The sequence below is a fragment of the Roseburia rectibacter genome, from assembly GCF_014287515.2.
In the GTDB taxonomy this organism is placed as follows: Bacteria; Bacillota; Clostridia; order Lachnospirales; family Lachnospiraceae; genus Roseburia; species Roseburia rectibacter.
This window is the reverse complement of sequence record NZ_CP092473.1, coordinates 452,624-471,668: the sequence shown is the minus strand read 5'-3', so window position 1 is coordinate 471,668 and position 19,045 is coordinate 452,624. Positions and strand designations below refer to the sequence as shown.

General features: G+C 44.3%; 16 protein-coding genes. 2 read left to right on the top strand and 14 right to left on the bottom strand.

The window, feature by feature from the left end:
* Positions 1-33: 33 nt before the first annotated feature.
* Positions 34-2,085, bottom strand: coding sequence for a M28 family peptidase (locus H8S51_RS02230; RefSeq protein WP_241070858.1), 2,052 nt, complete (start codon positions 2,083-2,085; stop codon positions 34-36).
* Between the two features lie 168 nt (positions 2,086-2,253).
* Here H8S51_RS02230 and mscL point away from each other — a divergent pair, with 168 nt between their 5' ends.
* Entirely contained in the window at positions 2,254-2,652 is a 399-nt protein-coding gene (gene mscL, locus H8S51_RS02225) for a large conductance mechanosensitive channel protein MscL (RefSeq protein ID WP_241070857.1), read from the top strand.
* Positions 2,653-2,724: 72 nt separating this feature from the next.
* Here mscL and H8S51_RS02220 read toward each other — a convergent pair whose 3' ends face one another.
* On the bottom strand, positions 2,725-3,411 hold the full coding sequence (locus tag H8S51_RS02220) for a DUF6198 family protein (protein WP_006857379.1): 687 nt from the start codon (positions 3,409-3,411) through the stop codon (positions 2,725-2,727).
* Positions 3,412-3,642: 231 nt separating this feature from the next.
* Here H8S51_RS02220 and H8S51_RS02215 point away from each other — a divergent pair, with 231 nt between their 5' ends.
* A complete protein-coding gene (locus tag H8S51_RS02215; RefSeq protein ID WP_186899940.1) occupies positions 3,643-4,539 on the top strand; it encodes a LysR family transcriptional regulator in 897 nt (298 codons plus the stop codon).
* Here H8S51_RS02215 and bsh read toward each other — a convergent pair.
* The 12 genes from bsh to H8S51_RS02155 all read right to left on the bottom strand — a co-directional run bounded on the left by bsh (position 4,536) and on the right by H8S51_RS02155 (position 18,983).
* A complete protein-coding gene (bsh, locus tag H8S51_RS02210) occupies positions 4,536-5,510 on the bottom strand; it encodes a choloylglycine hydrolase (RefSeq protein WP_172681930.1) in 975 nt (324 codons plus the stop codon). The two genes, H8S51_RS02215 and bsh, sit on opposite strands and share 4 nt — an antisense overlap.
* 52 nt (positions 5,511-5,562) lie before the next feature.
* Entirely contained in the window at positions 5,563-6,099 is a 537-nt protein-coding gene (locus tag H8S51_RS02205) for a hypothetical protein (RefSeq protein WP_186899939.1), read from the bottom strand.
* A gap of 142 nt (positions 6,100-6,241) precedes the next feature.
* Complete coding sequence (locus H8S51_RS02200; RefSeq protein WP_241070856.1) at positions 6,242-7,060, bottom strand: MATE family efflux transporter; 819 nt, start codon at positions 7,058-7,060, stop codon at positions 6,242-6,244.
* Positions 7,061-7,336: 276 nt separating this feature from the next.
* Positions 7,337-7,939, bottom strand: coding sequence for a pyridoxal 5'-phosphate synthase glutaminase subunit PdxT (pdxT, locus tag H8S51_RS02195; RefSeq protein ID WP_186899937.1), 603 nt, complete (start codon positions 7,937-7,939; stop codon positions 7,337-7,339).
* 110 nt (positions 7,940-8,049) lie between these two features.
* Positions 8,050-8,940 (bottom strand): pyridoxal 5'-phosphate synthase lyase subunit PdxS, encoded by an 891-nt coding sequence (gene pdxS, locus H8S51_RS02190; protein WP_015559695.1) that lies wholly within the window; start codon positions 8,938-8,940, stop codon positions 8,050-8,052.
* Between the two features lie 231 nt (positions 8,941-9,171).
* Positions 9,172-10,224, bottom strand: a complete 1,053-nt coding sequence (gene rsmH, locus H8S51_RS02185) for a 16S rRNA (cytosine(1402)-N(4))-methyltransferase RsmH (protein WP_015559694.1) — start codon at positions 10,222-10,224, stop codon at positions 9,172-9,174.
* 375 nt (positions 10,225-10,599) lie between these two features.
* Positions 10,600-12,180, bottom strand: coding sequence for a glucose-6-phosphate isomerase (locus tag H8S51_RS02180; RefSeq protein WP_117920303.1), 1,581 nt, complete (start codon positions 12,178-12,180; stop codon positions 10,600-10,602).
* Between the two features lie 205 nt (positions 12,181-12,385).
* Positions 12,386-13,528 (bottom strand): N-acetylglucosamine-6-phosphate deacetylase, encoded by a 1,143-nt coding sequence (nagA, locus tag H8S51_RS02175; protein ID WP_117920154.1) that lies wholly within the window; start codon positions 13,526-13,528, stop codon positions 12,386-12,388.
* 100 nt (positions 13,529-13,628) lie between these two features.
* Complete coding sequence (gene nagB, locus H8S51_RS02170; protein ID WP_186899936.1) at positions 13,629-14,354, bottom strand: glucosamine-6-phosphate deaminase; 726 nt, start codon at positions 14,352-14,354, stop codon at positions 13,629-13,631.
* A 19-nt stretch (positions 14,355-14,373) separates the two neighbouring features.
* Positions 14,374-15,522, bottom strand: coding sequence for a BadF/BadG/BcrA/BcrD ATPase family protein (locus H8S51_RS02165; RefSeq protein WP_186899935.1), 1,149 nt, complete (start codon positions 15,520-15,522; stop codon positions 14,374-14,376).
* A gap of 172 nt (positions 15,523-15,694) precedes the next feature.
* A complete protein-coding gene (gene ilvD / locus H8S51_RS02160; RefSeq protein ID WP_186899934.1) occupies positions 15,695-17,482 on the bottom strand; it encodes a dihydroxy-acid dehydratase in 1,788 nt (595 codons plus the stop codon).
* A 145-nt stretch (positions 17,483-17,627) separates the two neighbouring features.
* The gene (locus H8S51_RS02155) at positions 17,628-18,983 is read right to left on the bottom strand and encodes a GntP family permease (RefSeq protein WP_117920160.1); all 1,356 of its coding nucleotides are present in this window, start codon (positions 18,981-18,983) and stop codon (positions 17,628-17,630) included.
* Between the last annotated feature and the right edge of the window lie 62 nt (positions 18,984-19,045).

Here is a 19,045-nt window from a genome sequence, read left to right as displayed (position 1 = left end):
TCCTGTATTGTCTGAGCGATTGCTTTTATTATATCAAAACATTTCCTGTATTGTCTGACTGATTTCTTTTAACGTACCCAATAAACGTCCGGTCTGTTTATTATAACATTCCTTCAGGTAATGCAATTCTTCCCGATAGTCCGTGTCCGCCTCTTTTCTTTTCTTCAGCAGACATTTTACCACATGGTAGAGATCCTCATGCTCTAACAACCGGCCATAACCCCATTTTAAACGCTCCTTCGGCTGGTTGAACACATAATCCGTAAAATGGCGGTAGACATATTCATCAAACATAAACGCATATGCATTGTTATCCACCTGATAAATTTTTTCCAGTGCTTTATCCACATCAGACTGTTCTAAAGCATCTATGGTATCCTGCAGCAAGCCAATATTTTTCCACAGGATCTCGTGTGGGAAAAATACCTCTCCATACCAGTCAATACGGACAAAACAATCCTGCTCCTGCTTAAACTTTGCAAGCAGTTTTGCCTCCCTGCTTCTGTTTTCCACAAAAAGCTGCTCTGCCTCTTCCATATTACCATTTGCAAGAAGCATGTGGTAGCGGGCATTGATTGCGGCAGTCTGGTCGTAAGACTGTTTTTCTTTTTTCTGTGCCTCTTCTGTTACCTGAATTAATTTTTTGGCGGCTGTGGCAATCTGTTCCTGCCCAATCTGATTTTTCTTTGTCTGTGACAATATTTCTTCCGCAGCGGTCACAATCCTGCTGTCTCCCGCGATCACACGCTCTAAAACCGGTGTAAAATCAAGCGGCACAACTGCCGTGTCATCCAGTGCTAAGATCAGCAGTGTGAACAGCTCATGGTGCAGCCGGTAAACCGCCTCATCATAAAAATCATCATTATCAAACTGGGAATGGTAATGTGTTTCCATGAAACTTCCGCCGGTAAAATCATTGACCATGGAAGGGATTCCTGCGATTGCCATCGAAAAATCATCTGACCAGGTTTCGATCGGTGCCGTCATGCTTGTCATCTCAGGATAAGCCTTTGTCAGTTCCGGAAGTCCGTCTAAATATTCTTTTATATAATGTACATATTCATAACAGCAGCGGATTCTTGCACGCGTGCCGTGTGCCAGCGCCGGCAGCTCAAAATTCAGATCTGCGATCACTTTTCCGACCCATTCCGGATGTGCGGTAAAAATCTGCTCGTAAGCTCCGGTCGACCAGTCAAAGTTGGAATCAACAACGCCCCATTCCTCTGCCGCCATCGCACAGAACACGATCGTGTTGTTCGGCTTGAATCCGCTTTCAATCAGCGTTTTTGCAATGCCAAACATCATGGCGACTGCCGTATTATCATCTTGAAATCCACTGAAATAGGAGTCATAGTGTGCAGACAACAATACCATGCGCTCCGGGTGTTTTCCCGGAATACAGCCTGAAATGTTATAAGTCGTGCAGTCACGTTTTACCCGGCTGTCGGCTTTCAACCATACGGTTGCTTCTTTCTCTCCATCCAGCAGTTCCCGCAATAATGCAGCATCCTCCCTTGAGATGGAAAATGCCGGTGCATCCTCCGGTCCGGCGATATCCTGTGCGTTGAGTGCCTTCGCATCGACTTCTCCATAACCGCCACACTGCACAGCGATCACTGCCGCCGCACCTTTTAAATGTGCCTGATAAACCGGATAATTGATCCACCACTCATCTCTCTGGTTGATATCCACTAACACCAGTTTTCCGGTTACATCTTTCCCTTCATAATCCGCTTCTGTTCCCTTTCCAAGATACATCAGGGAAAATGCCTGCTCACCGTCCGTTACAAAATCTGTCTGATATGCCCCGAGCAATGCGGTATGCCTTTTTCCCTCTTTCGTTTCAAACGTAAGCTCCGCATTTTTAAACTCCCAGCCATCCACGGTAACCGCATTTTTACATACATCCGACAGTCCAAGTTTTTGCATCTCATCCTTTAACATTTCCCCTGTCAGGAATTCTGCCTTCGAACCCGCAGGACGGTAACCGAGTTTTTCGTTTGAGCGAAACTGCTCCATCCGTTTTGCAAGCTGGTACGAGTAATCCGTATCAATATTTTTTATGACCGCTTCCTGCATTGTCATGTGTGTCACACCTTCTTTTTTGCTTCTATTTTTGCTGTTTTTTGTGTTATCTATTTCTTTTTGTATTCAAATTATTTCCTGTTTTTGATTATAACACACTTTTTTGTTATGAACAGTCTTGTGGGGGGATTTTGAGCCGATATAATTATGTGGATGGGTTCGATTCGGATGGACATGGCTGTCGGTATTATTATCGGCGGTGCTTTTACAAGTATTGTGTCGTCACTGGTCGAGGATATTATCAACCCGTTTCTTGGAATTTTCGGTGGCATGAATTTTGACAAGCTGCACTGGAATATTGTTGGGGATGTCACATTGAATTACGGAAAGTTTCTGACTGCTGTGATGAATTTCCTGATCATGGCTTTTGTTGTATTTATACTGGTGAAAGCGTTAAATACCGCTGCTTCGAAATTAGCGGTCAAAGAAGATGCGCCGGAAGAGAAAAAGCCAACTAAGATCTGTCCGATGTGTAAAAGTGAGATTGCGATCGATGCCTGCCGCTGCCCACATTGCACCTCTATCTTAGATGCAAAGGCAGTGGAAGCATTTGAGAAAAATTTGTAATTTTCATTTGCCACAGCAGATGAAAATTCAGGTAAGTAATTATACGAAATGTGAATGATACATTACACTAGTTCAGGCTGTCTGTCTTTGTGTCATGAACGATACAAAGCAGGCATGTCTGTCCATCCATTTTCCGATCAGTCCGATCACTTTTCCCATAGTAAATGCGGCTAAAATAGTTCCGATCCCAAGGCCGTCAAGATGTCCTAAAAATGCAAAGGTCAGTCCGGCTGTCACGGCAAGGCAGGTAACATCAAATCCAACTTTGATCTTAGAATAGGTAACGGATGTGATATCCGACAATTCTCTCGGGAATAAATCCGTCGGTATGATCGGCAGTTTGCATCGGTTCGACAAAGCAATTCCAATACAGAGCAAAATATAACTGATCAGAAAATAGATTACACGATATCCCGGCGTCAGCGGCAAAACATTGATCCAGCTCTCATGCACATCCAATAATTCGCTGAATGCAAATCCCACTACAAAACTGAACAGATACTGCGGCACAAATTTTTTCCGCAGGATCATGAGACTTAGCACCAGAAGTCCCTGAAATATATAAGTCCAGGTTCCAAGCGATACGCGTGTGAAAACTTCGGAAAATGCATACGGCACGCTTGATATTGCCGAGATGCCTGCACCGGAATGCAGCATCAGTACAACACCAAGACTGTTGATGGCAACTGCGACCATGAGTGCAAGTTCCCCGCGGACCGTGCGGCGGGATTTTTCTTTCTGTATTTCTGTTTCTTTCATTTTAAATATTTCCTCCCGGGGATGTTTTTACAGAAGTCCTGCTTCTGCATTTATGGCCATCCCCAAATTTCAGAAACACTTTACACCTTTCTAATTCATTTAACAAATCAATAGTTTTTATAGTTCGATAGACAGTATCTATTAATCGTGATAAAATGAGCAAAACAGGAAGGAAAATCCTCTCCTCGCCATTGGGCTCGGATTTTGCTTCGCAAAACAAGGAGGATTGCCATGAACTTATTCCAGCTTCGTTATTTTGTAACTTTAGCAAAAATGCAGCACTACACAAAGGCTGCACATGAACTTTGTATCACACAGCCGAGTTTAAGCCATGCGATCTCGCAGTTGGAGGCAGAACTTGGCGTGGCACTTTTTGAAAAAAGCGGACGCAATACTACACTCACAAGTTTTGGGGAAGAGTTTTTAATCTGCGTAAACCGCACGCTTGCCACATTGGATTCCGGAGTTTCATCCCTGCAGCGGAGCGCACGCGGTGACGGATTGATCCGGCTTGGCATGCTGCGTTCCCTCGGTGTCAGTTTCATTCCGCAGCTTGCCGCGCGTTATCTGGCATCCCATCCTGAGCATGATGTGCGTTTTACATTTCATACCGGCTCGACCGGCGATCTTGTCAACGGTCTCTCGGCAAGGGATTATGATCTGATTTTCTGTTCCATGCCGCCGGAGACAGAATCGTTAGACACTGTGCCGATCACCCACGAGGATCTGGTACTTATCGTTCCAGACCATCACCCACTGGCAGCAAAACAGTCCGTTGCATTGACGGAAACGCTCATCTATCCACAGATTTATTTTTCCCACGGTTCCGGTATGCGTGCCGTTGTGGACCATCTGTTTTCACAGATCAATGCAGTACCGCAGATTGCCTATGAGACAGAGGAAGCCGAGGTGATTGCGGGACTCACTGCACAGGGTTTTGGCATTGCCGTCGTTCCTTATATGGATCTTTTATTAAAGCTGGATGTGAAGATTCTGCAGATCAGTGCGCCTGTATGGGAGCGTAATCTGTATATGATTCATGACCGGCAGGCGTTTATGCCGCCTGCCGTAAGAAATTTTTGTGAATTTGTTTTAAAAGAATGTAAGTATCCTATGATACCAGATTAATTCTGCCACAGGATCTGTTGTTTTGTGAGCATTGGATAATGCACCGGAACACTTCCGTCAAGATCTTCTCTGTGCATGTCCACCGCCGTGATCTGGCTGTTGGAATATGTGGTGTAGTAATAAATTCCACGGCTTGCATTACAGCAGGAGGTGTAGATCGTGATCTCATATTTTCCATCGGATACCTCGCAGCAGCCTCTCTGCTGGTCGACAGATCCTAAGATATGGAAAAACTGTGCCACACTCTCCTCCTCGGAATCGTCAGAAACTGCGTTCATTTTTGTAAACGCGACTCTCGCAAAACGGGAAGCTGATGAAAGATCACCCGGCAGTCCTAATGCTCCCATGCCACGACTGTACATATTCAGATCCAGTTTATCCGTAAAATGATTTTCCGGCTGTTTTGGTGACAGTCCCATGTAATTATTCAGCATAAACATCTGCTGCTCAAATGGCGGATTGTTTGTCAGGACACCAACCGGATTTTCATGGATATGCAGTCCGTCTTTCATGGATTCTACTGTAATCGATCCACTCTTATCTGAGATGATCCAGTGTAGCATGCCGGACGGCAGATTTTCACTGAACGGCGTATCCACAATATTTAAATCTGCAATCAGCTCCCGCACCTCATCTAACGTTGCGCACTGCGCAAGCACCCATGGAATAAATTCAAAGGATGCCACATTTTTTTTACCGCTTTCTTCCTTATGATAATATGCATTGCCGACAAAATTAAGTCCCGCCATGCCGACGCCTTTTTCGTTCACCGCATCATAATAAAGCGGATAATCTCCTGCCATGTGCGCCATGCCAATGATCGCATAATGTTTTTCCAGATTTTCCGTGTGACGGAAATGAAATGGATAATTCCGCGGTGTCACCGCGATTTCCTCGCCATAAGAAAATTCATAATCTAATGTTCTTCCAAAATAAAAGTCTTTCGTCAGGTAAGTTGCTGCTGTACACATAAAATTCTCCATTCTTATATTGTTTTCAAGCCGGGGCTTTCGTACGAAAAATCTAGCCAATCTCGTCCACGTTTGCCCCACGCAGTTTAATTCCGTCTGTCTGTTTTAAATCCTGCTGGTATGGATTCGACTCATTATAATATCTGATCTGTGTGTCCGTCACACCACCGGAAATATAAGAACGGCCACATTCCGGGCAGACCGATGTCTGGACTCTGACGGATGCAGATACCACTTCGCCGTTTTGCGTGGCAGCTTTGTGATACGCATTGGAAACATGCTGCCCCTCATGTGCCCGGACAGCAGAAGATGCCGCTTCCGGTGAAATATGCGCAGCATTTTTAAAGGAAACATTCGCTTCGTTAGAGCCATCAACATATTTGCGGTTTTTACAGGTCTGGCACTCTGTGGTCTTAGATTTATCGACTGCGCCTTTCTGTCCCAGTTCATCTTTATTATTAACATTATTCCGCTGATTTAAATTATTATCATAGAAATCTGTGATATTCCATTTGTATCCATCCACGCCACCGATCATAACGCTCCTCCCCTCCATCCCCATAGGTCTTTTATACCCAAGATTCATCATACGGCAAATCTGCAATTCAATATGCCAATTTTTACAGTTGAGATAATATGCGACAAATACGAAATTCATCCTACTAATTTTCATAACTGTCGGTTTCAAAATTGCTCGTTCACCTTTATTATACGCCCGATCTTACCGTCTTTCAATCCATCTTCTGATTCTCATCCATAAAACAGCCGACAATATGTTGCTGGTCACACACTCCGCTCAAAATGCCGTCTTTGCAGGTAAAATATTGGATGGAAATGGAAAAATATTTACTTTTCTTTAAAAAATACCACAGGTAATAGATGCTTGCCAAAATATTTCCGATTGTCGTCGCAACTGCGGCTCCCGCAGCTCCCATTCCCATACCGCTGATCAACACCGGATCTGACACGATATTGGCGACGGTGCCGATCATACTGCCGATCATTGCCTCCTTACTTACACCCTCCGCGCGCACAACAAAGCTTGCCGCTGCCGACCAGATGATAAACGGCGCCCCGTATGCAATGTGAAAAGTGTATCCTTTTGCATAGAGAAACGTCTGCTCGTTTGCTCCGAACATATTTAAAACTGGCGTCATAAATACCATTAAAATGACTGCAAGTGCTACACCGACGACCAGGGATGCATATGTCACAAACGCGGATACCTGTTTCATTCTTTTTTCATTTTTCTCTCCCATCGCCATGGATGCAGCCGCACTGCCGCCCATTCCAAACATGTTGGCAAATGCCATAAACAGTATAAAGATCGGGTTTGTCAGGCTGACTGCCGCCACCTGCAGCGGATCGCCGGTCTGTCCGGCGAAAAAAGTATCCGCCATGTTGTATACAACTGTTACCAGACTGCTGATCACACTCGGGATCGCCATCTTTGCAACCGCCTTCGGGACGGGAAGGCTGCTCATCAGTTCATTTTTTCTCCTTTCTTTCGGTGGTTTTTCATGAAAAAACGCTTTCACACTAATTACCATTTCTACACCGATATTATCCTCAATATATAATGGGCGAAAGTTCCTTTGTTCAAGTCCCTTTCGCCCATTTCTTCTTTCTTTTTAACATTTTCACAGTCTTTTCGGGCGAAACCATCTTCTGTTCTCCTGTTTTCGCCCTGATTTTTTCATTTTCGTGGGCTATTGGCTTCATCCCTTATAACGCTTTCGCCCATTCTCTTCTAAATCTCCATTAGACTTCGGTAAAAATGGATGAATCTCTTTCATTTTCCGTTCACTTCGCCAATTTTTTCTTTCTTATACACCCTGCACGATTTCATTTAAGAAATACGCGTGCACCCTTGCATCTTCACTCACTTCCGGGTGAAAACTGAGCGCAAGCTGGTTTTTGTAGCGGACTGCTACCGTATCGCCATCCACTATCGCCAATGTCTCTACCTGCGGATCTAAAATTTCATCAATGTATGGTGCACGGATAAAATTCATCCGGTAGGTTCCAACGTGTGTGATCTCAGCATCCGTGACAAAGCTTCCGAGCTGTCTACCATAGGCGTTGCGTTTCACGCTTACCGGCAGGGTTTTTAAATACGCTCTGTCATCGTTGGAAACACGCTCTGCTAAAAGGATCAGCCCTGCGCAGGTCGCAAGCACCGGTGTACCCGCTTCGATCAGTTCTTTTAACTGGTCAGACATGCCAAGGTCTCTAAGCAGTTTTCCCTGTACCGTGCTTTCACCTCCGGGAAGCACGATCCCCTGCAGTCTGCCATTCTGCACAGCCTCTTCCAAATCCTTTTTCTGACGGATCAGGAATGTATCCGCACCAAGCCCGTCAAGCATCGCCTGATGCTCCGCAAATGCGCCCTGCACCGCAAGGATTCCGATTGATACTTTTTCTGACATGATAATCTCCATTCTTGCGCTGTTTTTTGCGCATCTCAAGTTTGTGCGTAAGCATAAATCCTGCGTGTGAAAAATCTTATTTTTCACACTTATCTCCATTTCTGAGCAATTTATTTCCCACGCTCTGCCATAAGCAGCTGTATCTCATCCTCGTTGATGCCAACCATCGCTTCTCCTAAATCTTCAGATAACTCTGCAATCAGTTTTGCATCATTGTAATTGGTCACTGCCTGTACGATTGCTGCTGCACGTTTTGCCGGATTGCCGGATTTAAAAATACCCGAACCTACAAATACGCCCTCGGCACCAAGCTGCATCATCAATGCTGCATCTGCCGGAGTTGCCACACCGCCTGCCGCAAAGTTTACAACCGGAAGTTTTTTGTGGTCATGCACATATTTTACAAGATCATATGGAACCTGAAGCTGTTTTGCCGCCTCAAAAAGTTCATCCTCACGCTTTGCCGCAACTGCCGCGATCTCGGAGTTGATCAGTCTCATATGATGTACCGCCTGAACCACATCACCGGTTCCCGGCTCCCCTTTGGTACGGATCATCGCTGCGCCCTCAGCGATTCTTCTGAGTGCCTCGCCTAAATTTTTTGCTCCGCAGACAAACGGCACCTGAAATTTTGTCTTGTCAATGTGGTAAACATCATCTGCCGGAGAAAGCACTTCACTCTCGTCGATGTAGTCGATTTCTAATGCCTGTAAGATCTGTGCCTCCGCAAAATGACCGATTCGGCATTTTGCCATAACCGGAATGGAAACTGCACCCTGGATCTCTTTGATCAGCTTCGGATCACTCATTCTTGCCACGCCGCCCGCTGCTCTGATATCCGCCGGGATCCGCTCTAATGCCATAACCGCACATGCTCCTGCCGCCTCTGCGATCTTTGCCTGCCCGGCATTTGTGACATCCATGATGACACCACCCTTTAACATCTGTGCCAGTTCACGATTTAATTCATACTGCTCTTTTGTATTATTTATATTACTCATAACTAACTTTCTCCTTTTTCAGACAACCAGTTTGATTTCTGCGCAGTTTTTCAAACAGTTACTCTGTATCAATTTTTTTCCGGATCCTGATGTTATGAAGTATAAGAAAAAACTGGATGCGCGAAAACATCCAGTTTTTTCTTTTTCAACCATGCCAGTTTGTAATTGACATGATCTGAGCATTCATTTTTTATTTCAATCCATGATACCATATCAGCACCAATAAATCTTCTATGCCCGGACTGCCCAGCGCATCTTCGTAGACCGCGCTCTTCCATTCTGTGCACATTCCTGTGCACTCGGTCTTACAACATCTTTTGAATAATCTGCATAAATTCCTGCCCGATAGCCTTCTTTTAATGCTTTTTTGACCAGTTTATCCTCCCCGGAATGAAACGTGAGGATCGCCACACGTCCACCTGGTTTTAAGGCGTCTGGCAGTTTTTCCATGAATTCATATAAGACCTCAAACTCACGGTTCACATCGATGCGGAGTGCCTGAAATGTACGCTGACAGGTCTTTTTGATCGTGTCTTTTTTTTCTTTTTCCGGCAGAAAATCCAGTGTTTTTTCAATCACTTCGCGCAATTTTGTCGTCGTGTCGATCCGGTTGCCTTTTCGTATCTCGTCGGTGATCGCCTTCGCAAGCTCCTCACAGTAAGGTTCATCGGAATTTTCATAGAGCATTCCGGCAAGTTCCTCCCTTGTGATGGTATCAAGACGTTCTGCCGCGCTGATTCCTGCTTCCTGATTTAAGCGCAGGTCAAGTGGGCCATCCACCTTAAATGAAAATCCACGCTTTGGATTGTCGATCTGCATGGAAGATACACCCAGATCCGCTAAAATGAAATCAAAACCGCCGACTTCTTTTGCGATCTCATCGATCGTACAGAAATTCTGCAGCCGGATCGTCAGGATATCCTCTCCGTACCCGAGTTCTTCCAGTCTCTTTTTCGTCTTGGCGGACTCCTCCGGGTCAACATCGGTTGCATAGATATGCCCCTGTCCGTTCAGACAGGCAAGCATTGCTTTTGTATGCCCTCCATATCCTAACGTAGCATCAAAACCGGTCTCGCCCGGCTGGATCTTTAAGGTATCAAGGATTTCCTGCACCATAATGGAAATATGCATTCCTGCCGGCGTATTTCCCTTTTTGATGACATGTTCGATCGTATCCTGATATTTTTCCGGCTGAAGTTCTTTATATTTCTCTTCAAACTTCTTGGGGTATTTTCCCTTGTAACGTACACGCCTCTTGTGCGGTGTCTGCTGTTCCTGTTCCATATGTCTGTCCTTTCTGTTTCCAAATCATGGTTTCAAAAAAATATTTCTTATGATGATCTCAAAACCATCCTTTTCCATCAGCAACTAATGTCTTTCATTATAATTGCTGGATTGGAACAATTCAATGCCTGATTGCTTTGCGCATTATAAAAAATCCCACAACACAAAAAATGCCCTCTTCTGAGAGACATTTACCCGCCTGCTTAGAAAAGAGCATTTTTACTTCATCTGAAATTGTATTCACTGACAAACTGCATGTAATCTCAAATTACATGTAATCTCAAATTACATGTAATCCCAAATTATATGTAAGCCTAAATTACATGTAATCCTAAATTACATAGAATCCCAAGTTTACACCATCATCCGTATCTACTAGATATTCAGCAGATCACTAAATACTTTCAGTGCACCGTCTGTCTCATGTGCAAGAACACGTTTTGCAAGGACTTTACCAAGCTGAACACCTTCCTGGTCGAAGCTGTTTACATTCCATAAGAATCCCTGGAACATGATCTTGTTCTCAAAATGTGCCAATAATGCACCGAGGGAACCAGGATTTACCTGATCACCAATGATGATACTGGATGGACGTCCGCCCTCAAAATTCTTGTTGCGGTTTTCATCAGATTTACCACATGCAAATGCAACGATCTGTGCTGCAACGTTTGCACAGAGTTTCTGCTGGCTTGTGCTGTCCTGGATCACAACATCAGTTCCGATCTGGTTATTTTTAAATCCAACAAACTGTAACGGAACAATATCTGTTCCCTGATGTAATAACTGATAGAAAGAATGCTGTCCGTTGGTTCCCGGCTCACCAAAGATTACCGGACCTGTCGGATAGTTTACAGGTTCACCGAAACGGTTTACAGATTTACCGTTTGACTCCATGTCAAGCTGCTGTAAATGTGCCGGGAAACGGTTTAATGCCTGGGAATATGGCAATACTGCGGTGCAAGGATAACCTAATACGTTACGCTCATATACACCGATCAAAGCATCGAGCATCTCCGGGTTCTTTAATACGTCTTCATTTGCAGAAAGTTTATCCTCAGCGGCTGCACCCTCTAAGAACTGTGCAAATACTTCCGGTCCGAATGCAAGTGATAAAACAGCACCGCCGACTGCAGATGTGGAAGAGAAACGTCCGCCGATATAATCATCCATAAAGAAAGCTGCCAGATAATCATCGCTCTTTGCCAGTGGAGATGTCTCACTGGTAACTGCGATCATGTGTTTCGAAGCATCAAGTCCTGCTTTCTTTAATGCGTCTTTTACAAAAGATTCATTTGTCAGTGTTTCAAGTGTGGTACCTGATTTAGAAACCAGTACGAAGATAGAATGAGCCACATCGATGGAATTTAAAACTGCTGCTGCATCATCCGGATCAACATTGCTGATGAATTTTGCTTCCATTTTAAAAGTATTATTTTTCTTTGCCCAGTTTTCTAATGCAAGATACATTGCGCGAGGACCGAGGTCACTGCCACCGATACCGATCTGAACAACTGTTGTAAACTTCTCACCTGCTGCATTGGTGATCTCACCTGCATGTACTTTGTTTGCAAAATCAGCGATTCTGTTCTGCTGCTCTACATAAAAAGCACGTTTGTCCACGCCATCAGCGTTTACAGCATCACCGAGCTGTCCACGTGTCATATGATGAAGTACCAGACGTTTTTCACCGGTATTTACAACTTCTCCATTGTAGAGAGCCTTAAACTTCTCTGCAAGCTGTGCCTCTTTTGCAAGTTTTACGAGTGCATCAAGCACGTCATCATCAACAGCTTTTGCTGCATAATTGTAAGAAAAGCCCTCCGCCATAGGAATGCTGTAATTTTTTACACGCTCTGCACCGTTCTCGCCTGACATTACTTCTGCAAGGTTTACACGGGAAGCCTTTGAAAGTTCCTTATAAGAATCAAGGGTATCTAAGTTGTTCCAGGTAATCATAATGTCCTCCTTGTTTTTCAGAGAAAATGTGCTTTCCATAAAAACACGCATTTTCATCTGTAAATAAATTTTTAATCACTTAAAATTTTTTTAGCTTAAGTGATTATACTATTAAATATCTGCAAGTTCAAGACTCTGCCCGAATATCACGAAAAATTACTAAAAAAATGTAAAAATCATGCACTTTTTACCATATTTATATTCTTTATATTGACATTATTCTACCTTTTTGAATGATATTTCTGATGTTTAATTTCTGATCCAGCAACAGCACATTTCCATAATTGCCAACTGCGATCTTACCATAATCTTCCTCCACACCAATGGCTCCTGCCGGATTTTCCGTTGCCGCTAACACTGCCACTTCAAGTGGGATTCCCATGTTCTGCACACAGTTTTTCATGCAGTCAAACAGATTTGTGACACTGCCCGCAATGACACCCGGATCTTTTGTCAGGACTGCTTTTTTCCCTTTTACGGTCACATCCTGTCCACCAAGCTGGTAATCTCCGTCTAAAAGTCCTGTTGCTTCCATGCTGTCAGAAATCAGTATCACTTTATCTGCCCCGAAGATGCGGAATGTGGTTCTCACCATCGCCGGATGGATATGGATGCCGTCTGCGATCAGCTCCACCTCTGCCCCCGCCTCAAGTGCCGCTATGACTGGTCCCGGTTCCCTGTGATTGATTCCAGGCATGGCATTATAGAGGTGTGTCATGTGGCTTGCACCTTTTTTTAATGCCTTACACGCCGTATCATAATCACAACAGGTATGTGCAATGGAGATTTTTACTTTGTCATGGCACTGCTCAATAAATTCCATGGCGCCCTCTCCCTCCGGTGCGATGTCTACCAGCCTGATCAGTCCGCCGCTTCTTTCCTGCAGACGCAGAAACATTTCTTTATCCGCCGGCATGATGTATTCCGGGTTCTGTGCACCGGCTTTTTTTATATTGATAAATGGTCCTTCCATATTGATGCCGACTAAATCTGCTCCCGTATCTTCCTGATAGTCCGCTGCCTTATCCATGATATGTCCTAAAATTTCTTCATTATAAGACATGGTTGCCGGACAGATTGCAAGAACACCGTTTTTTGCTTCATACTCCGCTATTTTTAACAATTCCTCTTTCGATGCCTGACAAAAATCATAACCTACCGCTCCATGGAAATGGATATCCACAAGTCCCGGTATTGCATACATTTCCGCTCCATCAACCACATCCTCCTCTGTGGCTTCCAGTGCACCATGCTCTGCAATCTCTGCAATGCGCTCGTCTTTAATTCTGATATCCTTCTTTTCAAACCTGTGGTCTGATGTATAAACCATTGCATTTTTGATGATCATAATTAATCTCCATTCCTGCGCTGCTTTTAAGCGCATCACAAGTTAAATCTTGCATGTGAAAAATGTATTTTTCACACTAATCTCCATTCCGCCGCTTCTTTTAGATCTCAGTAAGCGCTTCTTCATCTGCGATCAGTGTGAAATCCGGATGCATCTGCAGAATGGATGCCGGGACTTCCGGTGTGACCGGTCCGGTAAATGCTTTTTTGATGATATCCGCCTTATTTTTCCCATTTGCGATCATGATGACTTTCTTTGCCTGTACGATTGGCAGGATGCCCATGGTATATGCCTGACGCGGAACTTCATCCTTACTCTCAAAAAATCTCTTGTTTGCCTCGATCGTGCTCTCCGTCAGTTCCACACAGTGTGTATTTTTTTCAAAATGATCCGCCGGTTCGTTAAAACCGATATGTCCGTCCAGGCCAATTCCAAGAAGCTGCATATCAATACCACCGGCAATTTCGATGATCTTGTCATATTCCCTGCAGACTTCCTCACTGTTAAGATTTTCTCCGTTTGGAATGAAAATGTGGTCTTCCCTTACATTTACATGTTTAAACAGATTTTCCTGCATAAAACTCCAGTAGCTCTGTTCGTGGTTTCTTTTGATTCCTCTGTACTCATCGAGATTGATCGTTGTGATCTGTGAAAAATCAACTTCCCCCCTATTGTATGCTTCCACGATTTTTTGATATGCACCTACCGGTGAACCGCCGGTAGCAAGTCCTAAAACCGCATCCGGTTTTAAATTTACCTGTCCTAAAATCAAATTTGCTGTCTTTACAGAAACCTCATCATAGTTTTTCACTTTAATAATTCTCATGTTATTTTCCTCCCTCTCCCTACTGGTATGAATCATATGACATCATAAAACGTTCTTTTACCGGCTTTGTATCAACCCCACATAACAGGCAGCACATGATACATGCGCCATATACCGGCGGATAGTCCGGAACGTCTAATTCAATATCCGGATGCAGCATCTCTTTTAGCATTTCCCGGAATGCCGGTTTCTGTTTTAAAATTCCGCCGGATGCAACCACATATTTTCCGATATCATAATGATCCACGGCAAAATTGATAAGTTCCGCTAAACATGCTGCATTGTTCTTTAAAATCTGCTCGGCGATTTTATCCCCATTTTCATATGCCAGAAATACGCACGGCGTAAACGAAGCAATATAGGACTGGTTTTTACTGTAGATGTCCTGGATGCTCTCCCATACCGTATTCCCTAATTTTTCCTCAACAAGATCCGTCAGTATCGTATGTTCTCCGATCCCGTCCCTTGCATCCTGCGCTGCACAGATCGCATCCCGTCCGATGTGGTAGCCGCTGCCGCCTTTATCAAGCAGATAGCCGCGCCCGCCAAAATGCTTTAAATTTCCATTCTGGTTTGCGTAAATGATCATTCCGGTTCCGCTGATTGCAGCCACACACCGGTCAAGATTTTTTCCACAGGCAATGACGTTATAGATGTCATTTTCGCACTGGATTTTTACTTTCGGATATTTTTCTTTTAACATCTTTTTGATCTTTGATGTATTGTTTCCGGAATCTAATCCTGCAGCACCCACAAAGATTCCGCTGATCTTCCCTTTGATCTTCATGAGCGTATCAATGCCAAGCTGCAGGATGTTCATTGCCTCCTCCATTCCTACCGTATTCGGATTGCAGCCGTCTAATACGATCCGGTTTAAGATCCGTCCACTCTCAGAAAATAAGACAAACTCGGTTTTTGTTCCTCCCCCGTCAATTCCGATCATCATCTTTTCGCCTTCACTGCTCTCTCCGATCAGTGTATCAATGGATACATCTAAAATCTCTGAAATTACACAGAGATTCTCGATACTCGGACAGGACTGCCCGCACTCCCACTTCGATACTGCCTGCGGGCTGATCCCTAATTTTTCTGCAAATTCATACTGGTTTATTCCCCTTTTGTTCCGGTATGTTTTAATGTTCTCCGCCATTGTCATGATATCAAACATTTCGCATCCCCCATTTCGTTTTTTCTAATTTCATTATAAAACTAATAGTTGTTATTTCAAGCATGTACTAGTTGTTATTCCTTTTTGTGCGTCAACCATTAGTTGATATATAAATAGAAAAACAGAGCGGATATCGTACAAGTACAATACCGCTCTGTAAAAGTTATACTTTTTAGTCCATATAAGCACCCTTCATCGCACTGGTCGCGTGCTGTGCATACAGTTTTAACAGACCACGTTTATATTTGCTGGTAAATCCTTTCCAGTTCTTTTTCCGCTCCTCTAAAATCTGTGCTATTTCTTCCTCCGTCTTTTCCTCACCTTTCACACCTACGATCGCAAGACGGCGGTTTGCAACATCAAGTTCAATGAGATCTCCCTCTTCCACAAATGCGATCGGGCCGCCGGCTGCTGCCTCCGGAGATACATGTCCTACGACCGGTCCTCTGGATGCGCCGGAAAAACGTCCGTCTGTGATCAGTGCAACGCTGGCTGCAAGTTTCGGGTCAGAACAGATTGCCTCGCCGGTGTAGAACATCTCCGGCATACCGCTGCCTCTCGGTCCCTCGTAACGGATAAATACAGCATCCCCCGGAACTACTTTACCCTTTAAGATCGCATCGATCGCTTCTTCCTCACTGTCATAAGGTTTTGCATTTAATCTTGCATGGAACATTTCTTTCGGACAGGCAGTGTGTTTGATGACTGCTCCCTCCGGTGCAAGGTTGCCGCGCAGAATCGCAATACTTCCATCCGTACCGATCGCATGGTCAAAGTCTGCGATGATATCGGTACGTTTGATTTCTTTTCCGATCAGTGCTGATTTTTCTTTTAAAATTGCATCACAGTGTTCGTAAAAACCGTTTTTCTTTAACTCTTCTAAGTTTTCGCCAAGTGTCTTTCCGGTCACTGTCATCACATCAAGATGCAGCATGCTCTTGATCTCTTCCATAACTCTTGGCACACCGCCTGCATAGTAAAAATACTGTGCCGGCCAGTCTCCTGCCGGGCGGATGTTCAACAGATAATGCGCACCGCGGTGCATTCTGTCAAATGTATCTGCATCAATCTCAAAACCAAATTCGTGAGCGATTGCCGGAATGTGCATAACCGCATTGGTAGAACCTGAAATCGCTGCATGTACCATGATCGCATTCTCAAGGCTTTCCATCGTAACGATATCTTTTGCAGCAATGCCCATCTCGACTAATTTCATCAACTGTTTTCCCGCATCATAAGCAGCCTGCTTTAACTCCGGTGCAGTCGCCGGCATCAGCGCTGTTCCCGGAAGCATCAGTCCGAGTGCCTCCGCCATAACCTGCATCGTTGAAGCAGTTCCCATAAAGGAACATGCGCCACAGCTCGGACATGCATTGTGCTTGTAATAACGAAGCTGTTCTTCCGGAATCTCACCACGCTCATACTGTGCGCTGAATTTTCCGATCTGCTCTAAAGTTAAAAGCTCATTGATCTTGCAGCCCGGATCATTTTCTACATATTCCGGTTTTACAACGGTTGCTTCCATAACTCCGCCGGTCACAACGATCGCACTCATTTCTTTTAAACGACCGATACTCATAAGCATCGCCGGCATTGCTTTATCACAGCTTGCGATAAACACTCCGCCGTCAAAAGTTGTTGCGTTCGCCTGTGCTTCCACAAGGTTGGTAATCGCATCTCGGTGTGCTAAGGAATAATTGATTCCATCATGTCCCTGTGACATGCCATCACACATATCTGTCGCATAATAACGCGCTGCTTTTCCGCCGTTTTCGTCAACACCTTTTACTGCTTCTTCCACAAAAATATTTAAATGACTTGAACCCGGATGACTGTTTCCATAAGTGCTCTCTATGATGATCTGCGGTTTGGAAAGCTCCTCCTCTTTCCATCCCATACCCATGCGGAGCGGATCCATCTCCGGTGCAAGTTCTCTTACTTTCTGACTTCTTAATTCCATATTAATCTCCATTCCTGCGCTGCCGTCCATCGCATCTCAGGTTTGTGCATAAGCACAAATTCTACATGTGAAAAATGTATTTTTCACACTAACCCTATTTTCTGCGCTACATTCGCGCATCTTAAGTTTATTTTTCACATTTCTTCTATACAAAGAAAGAAATAATAAGTGCTACGATAAATCCGGTTCCACCAACTAATGTCTCCATGATTGTCCATGTTTTTAAAGTAGTTTTCTCATCAAGTCCGATCAATGATCTTACCAGCCAGAATCCGGAATCATTAAAGTGTGAGCAGACTGTCGCACCACCAGCAACGGCTGCAACCACACATGCAAGATACATCGGTGATAAGGATGCAATCTCTGGCATTGCTGCTACGATTCCTGCTGCCATGGTCATTGCTACGGTTGCAGAACCTACACAGATTCTGACAAGTGCTGCAACTAAAAATGCTACAACAACGATCGGCAGATTTACGGATGCGACTGCATTACCAATGATCTCACCTAAACCGGAATACTGTAAAATGTAACGAAGCACACCGCCGCATGCTGTCACAAGAAGGATCAGTCCTGTCGGCTCTAATGATTTTGTGAGGATCTTCTCTAATTCTGCCATAGAATAACCATGTCTGGTTCCAAGGATAAACATTGCTGCTAATGTTGCAATCAGGAGTGCTGCAAACGGCTGTCCTAAAAAGTTAAACAGCGGCTGTACACCTGCTAATGCCGGTACCACTCCTGCAACGGATTTTAATATGATAAGTACCAGAGGAATCATGATAATGGTAACAACGGATGCAAAACTCGGAAGTTTGGATTCATCAATATCTTCCTGATTTGCGATCTGCTCCGGAACCGGAACATAAAATTTCTTCCCACAGATTGCTCCCCAGACCGGACCTGCAACGATCATCGCAAAAAATCCACAGCATACACCGACTAAAATAACCCAGCCAAGTTCCACGTTTAACATGGTAGCAACTAAAACCGGTCCCGGTGTCGGCGGAATGAATGCATGTCCCACGGCAAGTCCTGCTAAAAGCGGGATTGCATAAAACAGGGATGATTTCTTTGTTCTTTTGGCAAGAGAAAATGCCAGCGGAATTAAAATGATAAGTCCTGCATCAAAAAATACCGGGATGGAAATAACAAGACCGGTGATTCCAAGCGCCCATGCAGCCTTCTCATCTCCAAATTTCTTTACCATTGTAACTGCCAGCGTCTGTGCTCCACCCGATGCTTCCAATATCGCACCAAACATGGAACCTAGTCCTACCAAAAGAGCGATTCCTTTTAGCGTGTTTCCTATACCATCATCGACCGCTGTTACGATCTCTTCAAATGGCATTCCTGCGATCAGTCCGATTGCAATCGCACCGATTAAAATGGAAAGCATGGCATGAACCTTAAATTTGATAATCAGAACTAACAACAATGCCAGTCCGATAATTGCTGCGATAACCAGTCTTGTGGTATCTAATTCTGCGACGTTACCCATGATATACCTCCTTATCAGCTTTCGTATGACGTCTGATGTTTCGTTGTGTTTATTCTATTTTA

Bases quoted from the DNA above. Each gene is read 5' to 3' on its own strand.
- H8S51_RS02230 (WP_241070858.1), bottom strand. From the start codon at position 2,085: ATGACAATGCAGGAAGCGGTCATAAAAAATATTGATACGGATTACTCG.
- mscL (WP_241070857.1), top strand. From the start codon at position 2,254: ATGGACATGGCTGTCGGTATTATTATCGGCGGTGCTTTTACAAGTATT.
- H8S51_RS02220 (WP_006857379.1), bottom strand. From the start codon at position 3,411: ATGAAAGAAACAGAAATACAGAAAGAAAAATCCCGCCGCACGGTCCGC.
- H8S51_RS02215 (WP_186899940.1), top strand. From the start codon at position 3,643: ATGAACTTATTCCAGCTTCGTTATTTTGTAACTTTAGCAAAAATGCAG.
- bsh (WP_172681930.1), bottom strand. From the start codon at position 5,510: ATGTGTACAGCAGCAACTTACCTGACGAAAGACTTTTATTTTGGAAGA.
- H8S51_RS02205 (WP_186899939.1), bottom strand. From the start codon at position 6,099: ATGATGAATCTTGGGTATAAAAGACCTATGGGGATGGAGGGGAGGAGC.
- H8S51_RS02200 (WP_241070856.1), bottom strand. From the start codon at position 7,060: ATGGTAATTAGTGTGAAAGCGTTTTTTCATGAAAAACCACCGAAAGAA.
- pdxT (WP_186899937.1), bottom strand. From the start codon at position 7,939: ATGTCAGAAAAAGTATCAATCGGAATCCTTGCGGTGCAGGGCGCATTT.
- pdxS (WP_015559695.1), bottom strand. From the start codon at position 8,940: ATGAGTAATATAAATAATACAAAAGAGCAGTATGAATTAAATCGTGAA.
- rsmH (WP_015559694.1), bottom strand. From the start codon at position 10,224: ATGGAACAGGAACAGCAGACACCGCACAAGAGGCGTGTACGTTACAAG.
- H8S51_RS02180 (WP_117920303.1), bottom strand. From the start codon at position 12,180: ATGATTACCTGGAACAACTTAGATACCCTTGATTCTTATAAGGAACTT.
- nagA (WP_117920154.1), bottom strand. From the start codon at position 13,528: ATGATCATCAAAAATGCAATGGTTTATACATCAGACCACAGGTTTGAA.
- nagB (WP_186899936.1), bottom strand. From the start codon at position 14,354: ATGAGAATTATTAAAGTGAAAAACTATGATGAGGTTTCTGTAAAGACA.
- H8S51_RS02165 (WP_186899935.1), bottom strand. From the start codon at position 15,522: ATGTTTGATATCATGACAATGGCGGAGAACATTAAAACATACCGGAAC.
- ilvD (WP_186899934.1), bottom strand. From the start codon at position 17,482: ATGGAATTAAGAAGTCAGAAAGTAAGAGAACTTGCACCGGAGATGGAT.
- H8S51_RS02155 (WP_117920160.1), bottom strand. From the start codon at position 18,983: ATGGGTAACGTCGCAGAATTAGATACCACAAGACTGGTTATCGCAGCA.